11 protein-coding genes are annotated in these 16,159 nt (G+C 51.5%); 4 read left to right on the forward strand and 7 right to left on the reverse strand.

The window, feature by feature from the left end:
- Positions 1-127 precede the first annotated feature (127 nt).
- Positions 128-871, forward strand: coding sequence for a glutamine amidotransferase-related protein (locus tag AC286M_RS12075; RefSeq protein WP_488204636.1), 744 nt, complete (start codon positions 128-130; stop codon positions 869-871).
- Here the strand turns inward: AC286M_RS12075 and coaE are convergent.
- The 5 genes from coaE to AC286M_RS12100 form a co-directional block, all read right to left on the reverse strand.
- On the reverse strand, positions 840-1,430 hold the full coding sequence (coaE, locus tag AC286M_RS12080; protein ID WP_488204637.1) for a dephospho-CoA kinase: 591 nt from the start codon (positions 1,428-1,430) through the stop codon (positions 840-842). The genes AC286M_RS12075 and coaE overlap by 32 nt on opposite strands.
- A 100-nt stretch (positions 1,431-1,530) precedes the next feature.
- Complete coding sequence (locus AC286M_RS12085) at positions 1,531-1,908, reverse strand: (2Fe-2S) ferredoxin domain-containing protein (protein WP_488204638.1); 378 nt, start codon at positions 1,906-1,908, stop codon at positions 1,531-1,533.
- Positions 1,909-1,983: 75 nt separating this feature from the next.
- Positions 1,984-2,982 carry a cysteine synthase A gene (locus AC286M_RS12090; protein ID WP_488204639.1) on the reverse strand — a complete coding sequence of 333 codons (999 nt, stop codon included), beginning with the start codon at positions 2,980-2,982 and terminating at the stop codon, positions 1,984-1,986.
- Between the two features lie 344 nt (positions 2,983-3,326).
- The gene (locus tag AC286M_RS12095) at positions 3,327-5,429 is read right to left on the reverse strand and encodes a GAF domain-containing sensor histidine kinase (RefSeq protein ID WP_488204640.1); all 2,103 of its coding nucleotides are present in this window, start codon (positions 5,427-5,429) and stop codon (positions 3,327-3,329) included.
- Positions 5,430-5,710: 281 nt separating this feature from the next.
- Positions 5,711-5,893, reverse strand: a complete 183-nt coding sequence (locus tag AC286M_RS12100; RefSeq protein WP_488204641.1) for a DUF8622 domain-containing protein — start codon at positions 5,891-5,893, stop codon at positions 5,711-5,713.
- Positions 5,894-6,128: 235 nt separating this feature from the next.
- Between AC286M_RS12100 and AC286M_RS12105 the strand changes: the two genes are divergently transcribed.
- Positions 6,129-6,836 (forward strand): hypothetical protein, encoded by a 708-nt coding sequence (locus AC286M_RS12105; RefSeq protein ID WP_488204642.1) that lies wholly within the window; start codon positions 6,129-6,131, stop codon positions 6,834-6,836.
- A gap of 5 nt (positions 6,837-6,841) precedes the next feature.
- Here the strand turns inward: AC286M_RS12105 and AC286M_RS12110 are convergent, their stop codons facing one another.
- Positions 6,842-11,962 carry a CHAT domain-containing protein gene (locus AC286M_RS12110; protein ID WP_488204643.1) on the reverse strand — a complete coding sequence of 1,707 codons (5,121 nt, stop codon included), beginning with the start codon at positions 11,960-11,962 and terminating at the stop codon, positions 6,842-6,844.
- 259 nt (positions 11,963-12,221) lie between these two features.
- Between AC286M_RS12110 and AC286M_RS12115 the strand changes: the two genes are divergently transcribed.
- On the forward strand, positions 12,222-13,181 hold the full coding sequence (locus tag AC286M_RS12115) for a glycosyltransferase family 2 protein (protein WP_488204644.1): 960 nt from the start codon (positions 12,222-12,224) through the stop codon (positions 13,179-13,181).
- 53 nt (positions 13,182-13,234) lie between these two features.
- On the opposite strand, the gene AC286M_RS12120 is transcribed toward AC286M_RS12115, so the two are convergent.
- A complete protein-coding gene (locus AC286M_RS12120) occupies positions 13,235-14,515 on the reverse strand; it encodes an aminotransferase class I/II-fold pyridoxal phosphate-dependent enzyme (RefSeq protein WP_488204645.1) in 1,281 nt (426 codons plus the stop codon).
- A 642-nt stretch (positions 14,516-15,157) separates the two neighbouring features.
- On the opposite strand from AC286M_RS12120, the gene AC286M_RS12125 reads away from it, so the two are divergent.
- Positions 15,158-16,156: an alpha/beta fold hydrolase gene (locus AC286M_RS12125; RefSeq protein ID WP_488204646.1), complete on the forward strand. Its 999-nt coding sequence runs from the start codon at positions 15,158-15,160 to the stop codon at positions 16,154-16,156.
- Positions 16,157-16,159: the final 3 nt, after the last annotated feature.

The following is a 16,159-nucleotide window of genomic DNA, read 5'->3' on the forward strand; positions in this document are numbered from 1 at the left end:
TGCAATTGTTACAGTAGGTTGGAATAGATTGGCGACCAGTCGTTGACCCACTGGATTGACTCGGTTTCCATCGCTGATTTCGATTAATCGATTTCGTAGATGTCACTCAACTAAACGCTCAAGATTTGTGAACAAGATTTTAACGATTGTCCATCAAGAAACATCAAAACCTGGATTAGTCGGTGAGGTTCTGATCCAGCGCGGATATGAGTTGGAGTCGCGCTGTATTGCAATCGGAGACTCGCTACCGCAGACCGTCGATGAGTACGCGGCGGTAATCGTCTTCGGTGGGCCGATGAGCGCTAATGATGACCATGAACCCTATATCCGCGCTGAACTGGACTGGATTCCGACCGTTTTGGCAGCGGATAAGCCCTATTTGGGCATTTGCTTAGGAGCGCAGTTGCTTGCACGGGTACTCGGAGCCAACGTGCGGCCTCATCCCCACGATCAGCGAGAGATTGGCTATTATCCGATTTCGCCTGCCGCCAAGGTGCCTGAGTTTCGGCAATCGATGCACGTCTATCACTGGCATGGCGAAGGGTTTGAGCTGCCTAAGGATGCGGTGCTACTCGCTCAAGGCGGCGAGGCGTTTCCTAATCAAGCATTTCGCTATGGTCGACGGGCTTACGGCTTCCAGTTTCATCCCGAAATTACAGCCGACATGATTGACTTCTGGACAACCAATGGAGCCGATCAGCTCGATTTACCCGGTGCGCAGCCGCGCGATTTGCATTTCGCCAACCATCAGCAGTATGGTCATACGGTTGAACGCTGGCTCCATGCGTTTTTAGATCGCTGGTTAGGAATTGCCACCGATACGTCGGCTCATTCTCCCGTTACGATGCGATCGCTGCGTCAATCTGCTTAAGCAAGTCGTCAACATTAGTGCGATTGTCCAACACCACATCGGCCTGAGCCATTTTCTGCTCAATTGGCATTTGGCTCTGAATCCGCGATATGGCCTGCTCCTGAGAAAGTTGATCTCGCTCCATTAACCGCTGGATCTGCTGGCTGCGATCGCACATTACCACCCAAATTTCCGTTACCAAATGGGTCAAGTTGGCTTCAAATAGCAGCGGAATCGACATGACGATGGCGGGTTGATCGGTCAGATCCTGGGCATCCTGCAACATGCGATCGCGCACGTAGGGATGAATCTGCTGCTCCAGCCAGCGGCGCTCGTCCGGCTGCTGAAATACGATATCCCCCAATTGCCGCCGATCTAAACTGCCGTCTGGCTGAAGGATGTTTACACCATAGTGCTGGGCAATCTGCTGCAAAATGGGTGATCCAACTTCAACCGCTTGCCGCGCGTAGAGATCGGCATCCAGCACGGGTAGATGATACTGGCCGGCCAAATAGTTGGAGACGGTACTTTTGCCCATCCCCACGCCCCCCGTCAATCCAATGATCCGCTGACTTGTCATTTCAACTACTAGTCTGCCAACTGTATTTTGATGGGTTGTGATGGTTGATGGGCCGCGCTTCGCGCGGCCCATCAACCATCACAACTTATTGGGCATAGTACTACTTCTGGTGAAACCGTCGATACAGCATGGCCTGAATGGGTTGACCATCCCGCAAATGACGTTGAACAATGGCAGGCACTTCTGCGACCTGCACCCGTTCGTACCAAATTTGATCCGGCAGCACCAGTACCATTGGCCCGCTGCCGCACTGTCCCAAACAGCGGCGACCTTCGAGTTCAACATCAACGTCGGCATCTGCGATCGCAGTTTCAAATGCCTTGAGAACATTGGCTGACCCAGCCTTGCGGCAGGCGGTATTTTGACAGACGATTACTAGTTGCTTGTTGAGATCGCAGTTGGGATTGGAATTAGAGTTGCAGGTGGAACTGCGATCGCGGTCTGTCTCGCGTTGGCTGAATGGCTCAGCAGCAGCCATAGTTGTACGCCTCAAAATCCAGCATCATTGGTCAGCGCCAATCATCAGCGCGATTAAATACGCGCATGGAAAACGCTATTTGATATACGCTCGACCAATTTCGGGCACTTCTAAATTGCGGGATGCCAGCCACTCGGCGCTGTATAAGCGGGACTGATAGCGACCGCCCCCGTCACACAGCACGGTCACAATCGTATGTCCCGGCCCCATTTGCTTGGCGAGTTCAACCGCTGCGCCAACGTTAATCCCGACCGAACCGCCCATGAACAAGCCCTCTTCATACAGCAGCCGATAGATCACCTCTAAGGCCATTGGGTCATCAACTTGAATGGCATCGTCGATCGGAACGCCTTCCATGTTGGCCGTAATCCGGCTGTTGCCAATTCCTTCCGTGACGGAGCTGCCTTCGGTGGAAATTTCCCCGGTTTTGACGTAGCTGTAGAGACCGCTGCCCATCGGGTCGGCCACCACGCAGCAAATATTGGGGTTCTTCTCTTTCAGAAACAGGGACACTCCGGCATAGGTGCCACCCGTTCCTGTTGCAGCAACCCAGCCGTCAACTTTTCCGTCGGTTTGCTGCCAAATTTCCGGCCCAGTAGTGGCGTAATGAGCTTGGCGATTGGCCAGATTATCGAACTGGTTGGCCCAAATGGCGTTTTCCATTTCCTCGGCCAGGCGACCGGACACCTTCACATAGTTATTCGGGTCGCGATAGGGCACGGCAGGCACGGTTTTTACTTCTGCCCCCAGGGTTCGCAGCATGTCAATTTTTTCCTGAGACTGGGTTTCAGGAATCACGATCATGCAACGATAGCCTTTGGCATTGCAGATATGGGCAAGACCAATTCCGGTGTTCCCTGCCGTGCCTTCCACCACCGTGCCACCGGGCTTGAGCAATCCCTTTTCTTCGGCATCTTGAATGATAAACAGCGCGGCCCGATCCTTGACTGAGCCGCCAGGATTAAGAAACTCGGCCTTCCCTAAAATTTCGCACCCCGTTTCCTCGCTATACCGATTGAGGCGAATGAGCGGGGTGTTGCCGACTGTGCCAACGAAACCGTCCGTGATCTGCATTACTCAAGCACTATTGATGGACTACGACGTTAAGTGTTCTCACATCTTGCATCAAAAACCCAGGAGGATTATTTTGCCGCCGCATCGCGGCGGCAAAATAATCGTTTTGGGTTCTCGATTAGCAAGGTGCAAGATATGAGTATTCGAGCGATCGCACCTAACTATAAGTTTGCGACCTGCTCAGCGTTCCCTTCCTATCCTAAAGGCAAATTGAGCAAGGGATAACGCCATCCGGTTTTGATTGTACTGATATCTGGCATTGAGCAAAACCAAAACCCGGAGAGACGCCTGCCTCTCCGGGTTTTGCCAAGTGTTGTTGTAATTGATTGGGGTACAGTTAGCAGTTATGCAATGGAACTTGCTTGGGGTTGATGAATTAACGGAATATTCAGCTTAAAGGTGGTTTCCCACAGATCATCTGCGATAACGGTACTCTCGACGGTAATTTTGCCGTTTAGCTGCTGAACCAAACACTGTACTAGTGCTAATCCTAATCCCGTACCCTGAATCGCCTGCTTCAGCGCCGCCTGTCCCCGTCGAAATTTTTCAAATACGTAGGGCAATTCTTCGGCTGGGATCCCCGTGCCTCGATTGGTCAGCGTCAAATTCATCACGGCTACATCATCAATTGAGATGGGCTGGATTTGCAAATAAATGGCTTGTCCCCGCTGGGAATACTTGCTGGCGTTGGTCAGTAGCTCCCGCAGGACGCGGTGCAGGCTGGTGACATCGGTTCTCATCATCAGCGGCTGCTCCGGCAAATCGACCTGTAGCTCAACGTTTTTGGTATCCCATAGAGGACGATTAGCCCGGATAATGTCCTGAACGTAGGCATTCAAATTAATTTCTTGCAGTTCAGCCTGGAGCGGCTGCGATTCGATACTCTGAAGCGCCAACAGGTCATTGATCAGGTCAGTTTCCTGGGAACACTGCTGCTCCAAGATATCCAAATACGCCTGTCGGCGTTCCGGCGGCAGGTCAGTTTGGCGCAGCATCCGAGCAGCCAGACGCATACTGGTCAGCGGTGTCAGCAACTCATGACTAATCGTACTGAGAAAGTCGTCTTTCAAATGGTTTAGACGGCGCAGTTGATCAATTTGGCGGCGGGTTTGCTCATAAAGCTTACCCTGCACTTCGATGCTCCGTTCCAGTTGGGCCGTGCGCTTTTCGACCATTGACTGAACTTGGCGCAGGGTTTGCACCTGCAAAATGGCTCCACTGAGTTGAGTGGCAACCGTTTCAACCAGCGCACATTCGTCATCGTGCCAAGACCGCGCTCCTAAATCGTGTAGGACAATAAAGCCCAGGATCTTGCCCCGATTCTCAATCGGCGTGATCAGTAAGGCACTGTCCACTTGGTCTTGATACCAGTGCTGAAAATATAAATCCTCGACTGGATTGAGCTGAACCGTTTGGTCAGCAGGCTGAGCCTGAAGTTCGGTAGCAGAATGACTGGCTAGATGAGCAGACTGGATGGGGGTGGCCTGTCGCGACTGCACAGCTAACGACCGAGGCGCAACTTGAATCGCTTGCTGAATAATGTTGCACTTCGACACCGGAAACATTTGCGAGTTGTAGCCACTTGCGGTTCGGGCAGCGTTGGGGGGAGTCGGGTTTGATGAAGATGAATAAGTAGCCTCAGCCGACCAGGTATGAGCCAGCCGAAACCGAATATTCGTGAAATCAGAGAGGGACTGCTGGAGCACGGGCTGAGAGTATTTCAACAGCAAAATTGAAGCGTGCTGAAGCGCAAGACTCTGTCCCAAGCCATCCAGCGCGATCGCAAAAATATGATCAATTTCAGTGGTATTACTGATACTCTGCGCCAATTGATAAACCAGTTGCTGCTGGTGGATTCGCTGTTCGCAGGTTCTCTGGTTGAGCAACTGAGTCAGAGTGGCTACCGTGGGCACTAGCAATTCCTGGGCCTGCTTTAGCTCAGCTTGGCTCCAATTGCTCGGAGTAGAGCGAACCAGGATAAACTGCGCCTGCCGAGTGGGTGTAATCTGAACTGGAGCTGAAAGCGCGATCGCAGTTGAGGCCGATGTATTCATGAAAACATCAGCATCGAGTTGACAACTGCTTAACGTGATCTCAAAGTTTGCTACGTCTGAATATGAAATATTGGGTGAAGCGGCTTGTCCCCGCGCAATTTCAGGATTTGAGGCGCTGCCTGATGCGTTATTTGATCTGCCGATCTGACCGATCATTTGCCGTACCATTGCCAAGCCTGCAACAATAGATGCGTCAGATGCGTCAGGTATGTCATCCACCTTCCTATCGGTAGTTGAATGCCATTGAACACAGCGTTGAGATGGCGGTGAAGTTGTCAGATGCTGGGAGTCTTCTAAAACCACATAGACAGATTGTACCCGCAGTGCTTGGCCGAGTAGCGCAACAGCGGGTTGAATGGATTGCAAATTTTGACCCGCTGCAACAGTCTTCATTGGCCAAGATAAAGGGGATGGGATGAACATGGGGCACCGATACGCTTGAATTCAGATGCCTAGCTGTGGCTAGAAACGCCACAGGCCACATACTGTCTACAGACTACTATTCCCAAGTTGGCTTCGATATCCGTGTTTTCCCTAGATATCAGTACTCCTATCAACAAACTCTTGCTAAAGATAGAGTCTCATTTATGAGACGACTAACAAAAATCATTTTTTACGACGAAGTAATGAAGAATGTACTGATTCAGCTAGATGCTGCTGTCGAGTAACCGTCGCTAATGCCGCTTTCTAGCTTTCCAGGTGCCGCCATAGGTGTAATGCGGGTTGTGATGACGGACATCGGGCCAACAGCGATCGCAGATGAATTTCCATTCGCCTGTCTCGTCGATTTGCACTCGATACAGAATCAACCCTGGCTGATAACAGCGATCGCACATTTTTTCTCGAATTCGTCCCATGTCTATCACCTCTCAGGCACCTCTCAGGGCATTCCAGTTAGTCTCAGTTAAGCGCGGATGTCATCTCAATCACAGTCTGTGTATTCTAGAAGACTAAGATGAGCATTAGACTTTATTGGAAATAAAGTTTTTGGGGTTGGAAATTGTTTTGTAGCGCGGCTTCGCAGCGCTACAAAACAATTTCCGATAAAGTCTATTGATTTGCATTGGCTAAAGATTTGCATTGGGTAAAGATGTGAGGCGACATAGCAAGCAGAGACTGGAGCAAACTGTACTGCCACCGTTGGAATCAGCAACGGAACCATCATCAACTTCTTTGATGAAGTCGTTTTGGCTGATGGTAGGAGCATTCCTATTGAGCTTCGAGATTGCTCGTCTGCTGATGCCCAACCTGCGCGAGACGTTTTGGCTGTCACCAGCAGAGGGACAACTGATTGAAGTGCTGGCGATGGTGCTCTATGCCGTTGGCTTTGGTTGGGGGGTGCGATCGCTGTTGCGTTTGCCCAAAGCAGCCCGCTGGCGCTATTTGCCTATTCCTATTCTAAGTTTTTTGGGCTTTTGGGATGAGCTGAGCTTTACTGAAAGCGTATTACGGATTCCGGCAATGGACATTTACGGCGTTCGCTTCGATGCCCTGCACGATGTGCTTGAAATTGCCTATGTCGCGAGCCAGGAACATCGTTGGATTGCCCATAGTGCAGTGGGTCTAGCCCTAGCAGGCTTAGCCTTAATTGCGCTCAGGCATCGGCAGATCTGGCGCTTTTTAGTTCGCTATCCGGCCTATCGGTTTGTTGCGATCGCGGCTGTGCTGTTAATTATCCCTATGATTATTGACGTGATGTTTCCGCTCAATGCCGCTGTCAATCATTTTGAGGAACTACTGGAAACGAGCGCAGCACTGGCGTTTGTGTTTGCGGCTGCGAGTTACGGCGTTCACCGCTAATGTTGCTACCAAGGGCTACCCACCAAGGTAAAGGCTGACCAGTAAAACGGATGCGATAAATCGGAATTACCGACACTCTCTTGACCCTCCTGCCTATCGAGCGGTGGCGAAAAGCCGAATTCCTGGGCTTCCTCAATTGTCCTCTCGTCTATCTGCACTTGGCCTTGCAGCATCGCGATCTGGGTTTGGCGGAGCGCTTCTGCTTTGATGGGTGAGGTTTGCAGCTGATTGTAAAACTCTGTCATTAAAGCCAGTGTTCCCTCGTCGCTGACGTACCAAAGGCTAGCAAGGGCCGATTTGACTCCCGCCTGGAGCGCTAGCCCTGCAAAACCCAGTTCAGCATCTTCATTGCCAATAGCCGTGCGACAAGCGCTGAGCACCAAGAGTTCAACGGGTGGCTCATTTAAGCCCAGTTCTCGGAGTTCACTGAGTTTGAGCCGCTGGTCATTAAACTGAATAAACGAATTGCTGGGATCACCAGGCAGAAATTCGGCGTGACTGGCAATGTGAATAATGCCAAATGGCGTTATTTGCCGTTCCTTTTTCAAGTTATCGATGGTGAACGCCTCGTCTACTAGCGTTTCACCTGTCCACGTGTCGCCGATGGCCGCGAGTTCAACGGGGACAGCAGGCAAAGCCGGTAAATCCTTGAATTTATCAGTGCCCATTGCCAATACTTGACTGTTACGCACATCTTCATAGCGTGTGTCGATGAGATTCAGGCTCGGCATTAGCCCTAAACTGTACTGCTCAATCAAAAATTGCTGACCATCATATAGGGCTGCGACGGGTAGCGATCGCAACTTGGAGGGCATGATGAAGGCAATATTTTCAACTTCCTGAGCGACCAAATCAGCTTGCAGTGTGCCGATGATCCACTGATAAAGCTGCTGAGCAGACTGACGATAAGCCGTGGATTGAATGAGGCGTGGATCGGTCAGTTGAGTTTGTAAATCAACGGCTGCGGCTTCTACCTGTTGACGCGTGATGCCTGGAACCCGACGGCGCACGGGAGGCTGATTGGCAGTCACCAACAGCAGTTCGAGTTCATCGGTAGGCTGAGGTGCCAGATCGAATGCAATGCCGCGAGACTGGTCTGAACGATTCAAATAGTTGGCAATTTCCTGAGAAGCGGTTGCTTCCAACTCCGAAAATCCTGGATTGACTGCTAAGGTTGCGGGCAAATAGTTGACATAGATCAGCGCGGGCTCGATGCCCGTTTTGTCGGCGATATCCTGTAAGACTGCTTGAGCTTCATCAATGGTAATCGGCGGTAGTACCTCGCCTCCCGAAGGATTTTCATCGACATCTAAGGGCGGTTCCCCTCCGCAGAATGGTGGACACACCGGATCTTGAAACGTGATGTCTTCGGGTTCGGGTTTCGGTTCAGGGTTCGGGTTTGGGTTTGGGGTCGGGTTTGGTTCGGGTATTTCTCCAGTTTGGAAGGTGATGTTAACAGCTGCCGAATCTGCTAAACCATCATTCACAACCAGCGTGAATGCATCAATCGCCGTTGTGGCTGTCCCAGCAGGCACATAGATTAGCGTTTCGCTCTCGGTGACTGTATCACCTGCTAGCACGGGCGTAACACCATCCGCTCGGAAGAGTTCACCGTCCAAAATGCTGTCAATCTGATATGTCAAGTTGTCGGCGTTGCTGTCGCCAGTAGCGGGAGTAAAACTCGCAATCGTGAACAAGATAGGGGCATTGGTTGGCGAGGACAGACTATTTGTTGTTGTACTGAGATTGGGAGCAATGTTATTAAATGTGATGCTGATGGTGCCATTGGTAGCCGTTTCTGTTCCCGCATTTGGGAATGTGGCTAGAGGTGCGATCGCATCTGCATTGGTGACGATATCACCTGCGGTTCCATTGGTTGACGCATCACCGACTGTAAACGGCACGTTATCCGGGCCACCGTCATGGGTAATGGTAACAGTGCCGCCTGCTGTTGAACCTTCAGCATTAATCGTTCTGCCTAGCAGATCTTGCCCTGTCCCTTGTACCGTGCCGTCACTTGCGGTAACGGTAACGTTATTGGCGATGCCAGGGCCAGCAAGAGAGGTTGCGCTGGTATCAATCCGAGTAAATTGAATGTTGCTTTGCCCCGGCGTTGCGCCAGCAATGAGTTGAACGGCTCCGGCTTCTGCCGTTGACGCTGGAGTGAGAGCGGTTGCGACAATGTTGGCTGCTGTAATACTTTGTCCGGCTTGGACAGTTATGTCACCTGCGATCGCATTCAAAGTAGACTCAACACCTGGTACAAAACCAGGATTCATTTCAGCGGATGTATCCAAGTCACCAACCGTAACCGAACCCGCCGATGAAATAATTTGAATCTCTCCACCCTGGGAAAAAATGCCAAAGTCGATTTGAGGATCTGAGACCACCAGTGTTGTGATTGCTCCATTCGCCGTGATGTCACCACTGGCCTGTAGGGTTACGTCTCCACCTTCGCCGCCATAGGCATTTAAGGAAGAAGTATCAATGGCAGCCACTTCGATTGCGCCGCTTGGGGCCAGAATCGTAACATCACCGCTGGTATCTGGCCCAAACTCCGAATCGGTACCAGTGAGAATGGTGCCGCCGATGTCTACATTTCCGCGCGCATCGACCACCACATCACCACCATATCCACCAAACGGCGATGATGTATCGATGGTGCCGCCAATGGTGATATTACCGCCAGCGACGGCATTGGGGGCATATTGAGTCGTTAAGAAAACCTCAGTGAGATTATTGGGGCTAAACGGAGCAACCTGAATATTGCCGCCAATCGTGATGTTGGCTGCTGTTGGTGCAGCGGTTAGGACAGGATTCCCAGGCGTAAAGCCGGAACCGGGTGGTGGAATAAGGGGCGCACCTCCTATTGCTGTTGTACCAGCCCGAATATCCAGCGTTGGCACACTGGCACCATCAATGTTAATTGCCGTGCCGTTGGACAAGCCAATATTGTTTTCAGTAATTGAATCGACTGCATCCGGTGCATTAATGGTGATGTTGCCTGTAACTGTGACGCTTCCACCCGCAAAGATATGCAGGGAAGCTCCAGTGTAGCTATCAAACGAGACGTTACCTGCCGAGCGAACAACCGGATCATAGGGGCTGAACCAACTGCCCTCGCTGCCATCTAGCGTTTCAATTTGGAAGTTGCCGCCTGACCAGTAATGAGCGTCGCCACCAACGGTATTGGCCGATCGCAAAGTTAAATCATTACCTGCAACGAGGCCACTTTGGTCATGATTAAGGGCAAAAATATCGATTTGCTGATTGCCCTGAACGGTTAAGTCATTGCCTGCCGAGAGTAAAACCGGATTGTCTACCGTATCGCGAATCTGTACCGTATCGCCAGCTTGCAGCGTCAGATCGCCTGTCGTAACAACGGTACTTTCCGGCAAAAATAGGCTTTGTTGGGCAGAGAACAAGGCGCGATCGCTGTTGGCCGATTGCACCATCACATCACCTGCATTAACTGAGGAGCCACTAGCGGCCAGGACAACTTGACCCTCGCTGGTGATTTGAATCTGATCGGCATCCGCAAACTGTCCAGTTAGCAACTCTGGCAGGGAGAGAACGGGTAACGTCCAGGTATTATCTGCGCTGGGAGAACTGGTGAGAGGCTGAACTTCTAAACTGAGTAAGTTTCCGGGCTGGCTAATTTGGACTAGGCTTTCACCCGGTACGGCGGCAACGGTTAGCGCTCCATTGGGGGCTGATAGCTTTCCGGTGCTGACGACAGAACCACCGAGAAGCGTTAGTGAGCCATTCGTTACCGTTAAATTGCCGAGATTTGCGATCGCACCTGGTTCTGCCACTGTAAAACGATAGCCATTCGGTTCACCCACCAAGCTGCTGTAGTCATTGGTGCCAATCGCATTCCACCAGCCGTTGCCAAACCGTAGGCCATCTGCGGTGGAGACAGTTAGCGAACTAGGCAAATCGAGCCTTGCATTGGCTCCAAATAAAATGCCGCTGGGATTAATCAAATACAAATTGGCGTTGCTACCCGTAAGCTGAAGCAAACCATTGATCACCGACGCATCGCCGCCCATAATTCGGCCCAAAACGTTCATCGTTTCGGGTGGAGCAATGAAGTTCGCGCTTTCGTTGGACTCTAGGCCAAACCGATCAAAGCTGTGGAACAGGTTAGCGCCATCGCTGGAAGATGAGCCGCCCGTAATTTGATACTGACTGCCACTGGGCGAAACGATCGTGCCCGTACCATCAGCAGCGGGCGTGATGGACTGTGCGATGAGGTCGGTGTCAGAAGTTAGTTCCACTGGATTGAGCGTATTGCCCCAGGTTGGGGTTGCCCAGCCGAGCCAAGGAAGTGCGATCGCAGCTACAGCCGAAGCCGCAACGGGTAATGCACGGCGGCGTACTCTAGCAGGTTGATTAACCCGATCAACGATGAGCCGCTGTCGTCGATTCAGCGCTTGTTCCACCGCACAAAAGGCCCAGTGGGTTTGCTCTGCGGCTTTGCGGTGAGAATTATTGGCCACGTAATACCGATAGAAATAGAGCGGCTTTTTCAGCGGATAAACATCCGTCACTTCCGACAGCCTTAAGCAAAGATCGTAGTCATAGGCGTAGGGAAAGGCGAGATTAATGCCGCCAATTTGGTCATACACCGAGCGGCGCAGCAGCCGGAAGTGGAAGGTGATGAACTTGTGCAGCAGGGCTTCTCGCGAATAGGGAATCTGGCAGCGAGAGCCGAGCCCGGTCACTTGACTCTCGGCGTCCATCACTAAATGGTCGGTGTAGACCATGCCGACGCGGGGATGGGATTCTAGGACGGCTACCGTTTCGGCCAATGCGGTCGGTGCCAGGATGTCGTCGCTGTCTACCCAGCCGAGGTAGCGTCCAGTTAACTGTGCGATCGCAGCCGTGCGGGAGCGAGGAATACCCTGGTGTGGTGCGGCGATTACCCGAATTCGCTGATCCTGTGCTGCAAACTGCTGGGCAATCTCGACGGAGCGATCGGTTGAGCCATCGTCCCAAATAATCAGCTCAAAATCCGTAAACGTCTGAGCTAACACACTTTTAATTGCCGTTGCCAAGTAGCGATCGCGGTTGCGATTCGTAATCAGCAGCGAAACAAGTGGTGAGACAGGAGCAGTCGTCATAACCAGGAAACCACGAAAGATCAGCTGAGTATTCTAACGCTACGCGATTCGACTCTTCGCATCAGGAAATTGCAAGAAAATTTAGGGGATAGGCAGCCACCTAGGCGCGCCACCAGTGGCACAATTGCCAAATCATCCTACGCACGGCTACGACACTCGATTCAATCCTGATACGCTAAACTCAGGCTTTAATGCATTTTCGTTATCAGCCTAAATACATCGGTCATTAGCAACCATCTCAGAGTGTTTCGATTTGCCCATGAAGTCCTTATTTTTCAGCGTTGTCATTCCCACCTATAACCGCAAGCCAATTCTGGAAAAGTGCTTAAGGGCGATGGAGCAGCAGGAGATCCCCGCCAATAGCGCGATCGCAGAGTACGAAATTATCGTGGTCGATGATGGGTCAACGGACGGAACGGTGGCGTGGCTGACGGAATCCGCATCGGAGTTTCCCCATGTGCGCCTGTTTCAGCAGGAACACCTTGGCCCGTCTGCGGCTCGCAATTTAGGGGTTGAAGCGGCTCAGGGTGACACGATTATCTTTATCGACAGTGATTTAGTTGTAACCGAATGCTTTTTGCAGTCCCATGCCGATGCACTCCAGCAGGGGTACGCTCAACTCGGTTGCGATCGCTGTTTCACCTATGGCGCAGTGATCAATACCTGCAATTTTGACAGTCCGACCGCTGAACCCTACAAGGTGACTGACTTTTCAGCCGCCTACTTTGCGACGGGTAATGTTGCGATCGCAAAACACTGGCTAGAGGAAGCGGGACTGTTTGATACCGGATTTCAGCTCTATGGCTGGGAAGATCTGGAGCTGGGCGTGCGGCTGAAAAAGCTGGGGCTAAAGCTGATCAAGTGCCCTGCCGCTGTTGGCTATCACTGGCATTCCCCGTTTAAGCTAGCGGATATTCCTAATTTGATTGATAAGGAAATTCAGCGCGGTCGGATGGGCGTTTTGTTCTATCAAAAGCACCCCACCTGGAACGTCCGCATGATGATTCAAATGACTTGGCTGCATCGAGTGCTGTGGGGGTTGCTCTCGCTCGGTGGACGGCTAAATGAACGGACAATGGCCCCACTTTTGCAATGGCTGATTAATAGTGGTCGGCCTCAGCTTGCCCTAGAACTAGCACGGGTATTTCTCAACTGGTACAACGTTCGGGGTGTCTATGCTGCCTATGCAGAAATGCAGCAGAGTCCAGTAAATAAATAACAACAAGCCGTCGCCTGGCTACCAGGCGACGGCTTGTTGTTATTACTCAGCGATTAAGCGCTAATCGTAGACTTGTACATTGCTTCGCGGGTGGCGACCATACCCTGGACGAGGCGATCCATTTCCTCGCGGGTGTGGAGCGCATTCGCAGTCACGCGGATGCGGGGCTTGGCAATGAACCAGATGGGAGAAACCCAGATGCCGTGCGTGTCCATTAGCTGGCGAGCAAAAACCTTGGGATTAATATCCACAGGTAGCAGAATGGGTAACACATTGGTTTCACCAATGACTTCGAAATCATTGGCCGCAAGCTGCGATCGCAGATAGCGAGTATTTTCCTGCAGGCGCTGCACCAGTTCCGGGGACTGACGCACGCGGCGAATGCTCTGGAGGGCGGCTGCCGTTAGCGGTGGCGCGAGAGAAATCGTGCCAATCGACGTAGGCGATACGTTCAATAGCGGCTTTAGCTCAGCGGTAGCGGAACTAATCGCAGCCCCAGCAGACGCGGCAAACTTCGAGAATGTGGTCATGATGATTGGCTCAACGCCGCGATCTAGCGCATATTGAGGCGTGATGCCAAAGTGCTCATAAACACCGCGTCCAGTTGCACCAATGGCTCCACTAGCATGGGCTTCATCCATCACTAAAGTTGTATCCTCATAGGCCGAGAGGATATCAATCATCTCCGGCAGGGGCACAACGTCCCCATCCATTGAGAACACAGCGTCAGAAATCACCAAAATGCGATCGCCTGGTCGAGCATAACGCTTCAGCTTGCGGGCCAAATCTTCCATATCGCAGTGGCGGTAGGCCCGCACCCGTACCCGTGGGCTATGGCCAAATAGCTTGCCAGAGCGTGTACCTGCGTTTGTAACAGCGGAAATAATGCAACCGTGGTTGAGCACATCCGTCAAAATCAGCGTTTCGCGGGTGTGCTGAAATCCCGGCACGGGAATGGCTAAATGACAATAGGCATCCATCAGCGCCTGTAGCGCCATCCACGCATTCAAAAATAGCTGCGTGTGCGGTAAATGCTTAAAGTCCGAAATTTCATCTTCGAGTTGGCGATGGAGATCGATGCGACCGCTCAAGACAGAGCAAGAGCTATTGGATGTCCCGTAGTGCTGAATCGAATCAATTGCAGCTTGCTGAACGGATTTGTCTTGAACTAACCCGAGGACATCGTTGGTGCAGAAGGTCAGCACGCGACGCCGGATGCCAGTGGCAGATTCCTCAATATCGACGATGTTGCCATGTTTGGCATGACAAATGTATTCGTCCGGATCAAGGCCACTTTGATACCACTTTTGGACGTATTCTTTAACAACTTGCACAGCTCACTCCTCTCACCTAGTTCCTCAATCGCCAAGCTCTGTGTTTCATGAAATCCAAATCGTTTCAATGTAATGAGATCGCTCGGTATTCTGCTCTAACGTATCGGATGATATCCCGCTTGGATCAGGGTGATCCTACAGATTTTTAACTGGCACACCACTTATCCAAAGGCACATGCTACAAAGCAGCTTGCTATAGAATGCCCCTTATTTCCCAGAGGGGTAGAACCCTGTCAGAGTAAGCACCAATTATAGAACCGGACGATTGTATCAATCCTTTCTGGCTTCTTTACAAATGTCAACTATTGCTAAGCATACGCTGATTTCGACCGATAGGCTATAAAAGGCCCGAATTCGGCGGGATTACGGTACTTATCAGTGTTCGATCCAGCATGACCATCTTCCACGGTTGTCTTTTATTTATTTCTTAAGGTGTAGCTATTGCTTAGCCGCAGCGTGGGTCATAAACCGTATGACTAAACCCTAATCAGCGGATCAAGTAGGAGATAAAGCGGCTTTTGCCAGCAGAACTTCTATCGCCACAAGAGGCATAGCCAGGGATTGTAAATTGTAATCACACCTGCACCACCCAGATCAAAATGTTTAATATTGATCGAAACGGCGCAATTTGAGGGAGATATCATGTCGTCTGATCCGACTACGCCTACGCCATCTGCTGCTACAGGTGTAAACAACCCAGCGCAGGCTGCGACGCAATATTACGACTGGCGCGGATATCGTTGTGCCTACAGTGTTCTGACCTGCGATCGCACTTCAAATTTAAATAGCCTCAGTACTCCCGAGGCGTCGGAGTCCCATCAGCCCGCTATTTTACTACTTCACCCTATCGGCGTTGGTTTGTCGCGCCAATTTTGGCATCGGTTTGCCGAGGCTTGGTTTGACGCCGGAGAAACGATCCCTCTCTACAATCTTGATCTATTGGGCAATGGTGAGAGTGACATGCCCCATGTGGCTTACTCTCCAGCCGATTGGGCCGAACAGCTAGAGTACTTTATTCAAACGGTGATTCGCCGCCCCGTTATTTTGATTTCCCAAGGGGCGCTGTTTCCAGTTGCGATCGCGCTGACTCAGCGATCCAACAGCCTAGAACTTATCCAAGGCTTAATTCTGGCTGGCCCTCCGGCCTGGTCAATCATGACTACTCCCTCACCCACATGGCAAAATCGCCTGCTGTGGAGTCTATTCGATTCTCCCCTGGGTCAGGCGTTCTATCGCTATGCCCGCCGCGAAGAGTTTTTGCGCTCCTTTTCAATTAAGCAGCTTTTTGATGATGCCGCCGATGTCGATGCTGAGTGGCTCAACATGCTGCAAGCGGGTGCTACCGACCCAGCCAGCCGTCATGCTGTCTTTTCCTTCCTAGCAGGCTTTTGGCGGCGAGACTACACGGAAGCGATGCAGCGGATTCCGCAGCCAACGCTAGTTGTCTTTGGTGAAACAGCCTCTAGTATTAGTCGCTCGGGTAAAAACGAATCGCCGCAAGATCGAATGACGGATTATCTCAAGCATTTACCCCATGTAGAAGGACGATTTATGTCAGGGCGCAATGTGCTGCCTTATGAGCGGCCAGTTGAATTTGTGCAAACGATATCATCCTTCGTTCACCAGCTTGCTCAAGCCTAGATT

This window comes from Thainema salinarum CENA647 (genome assembly GCF_057732415.1).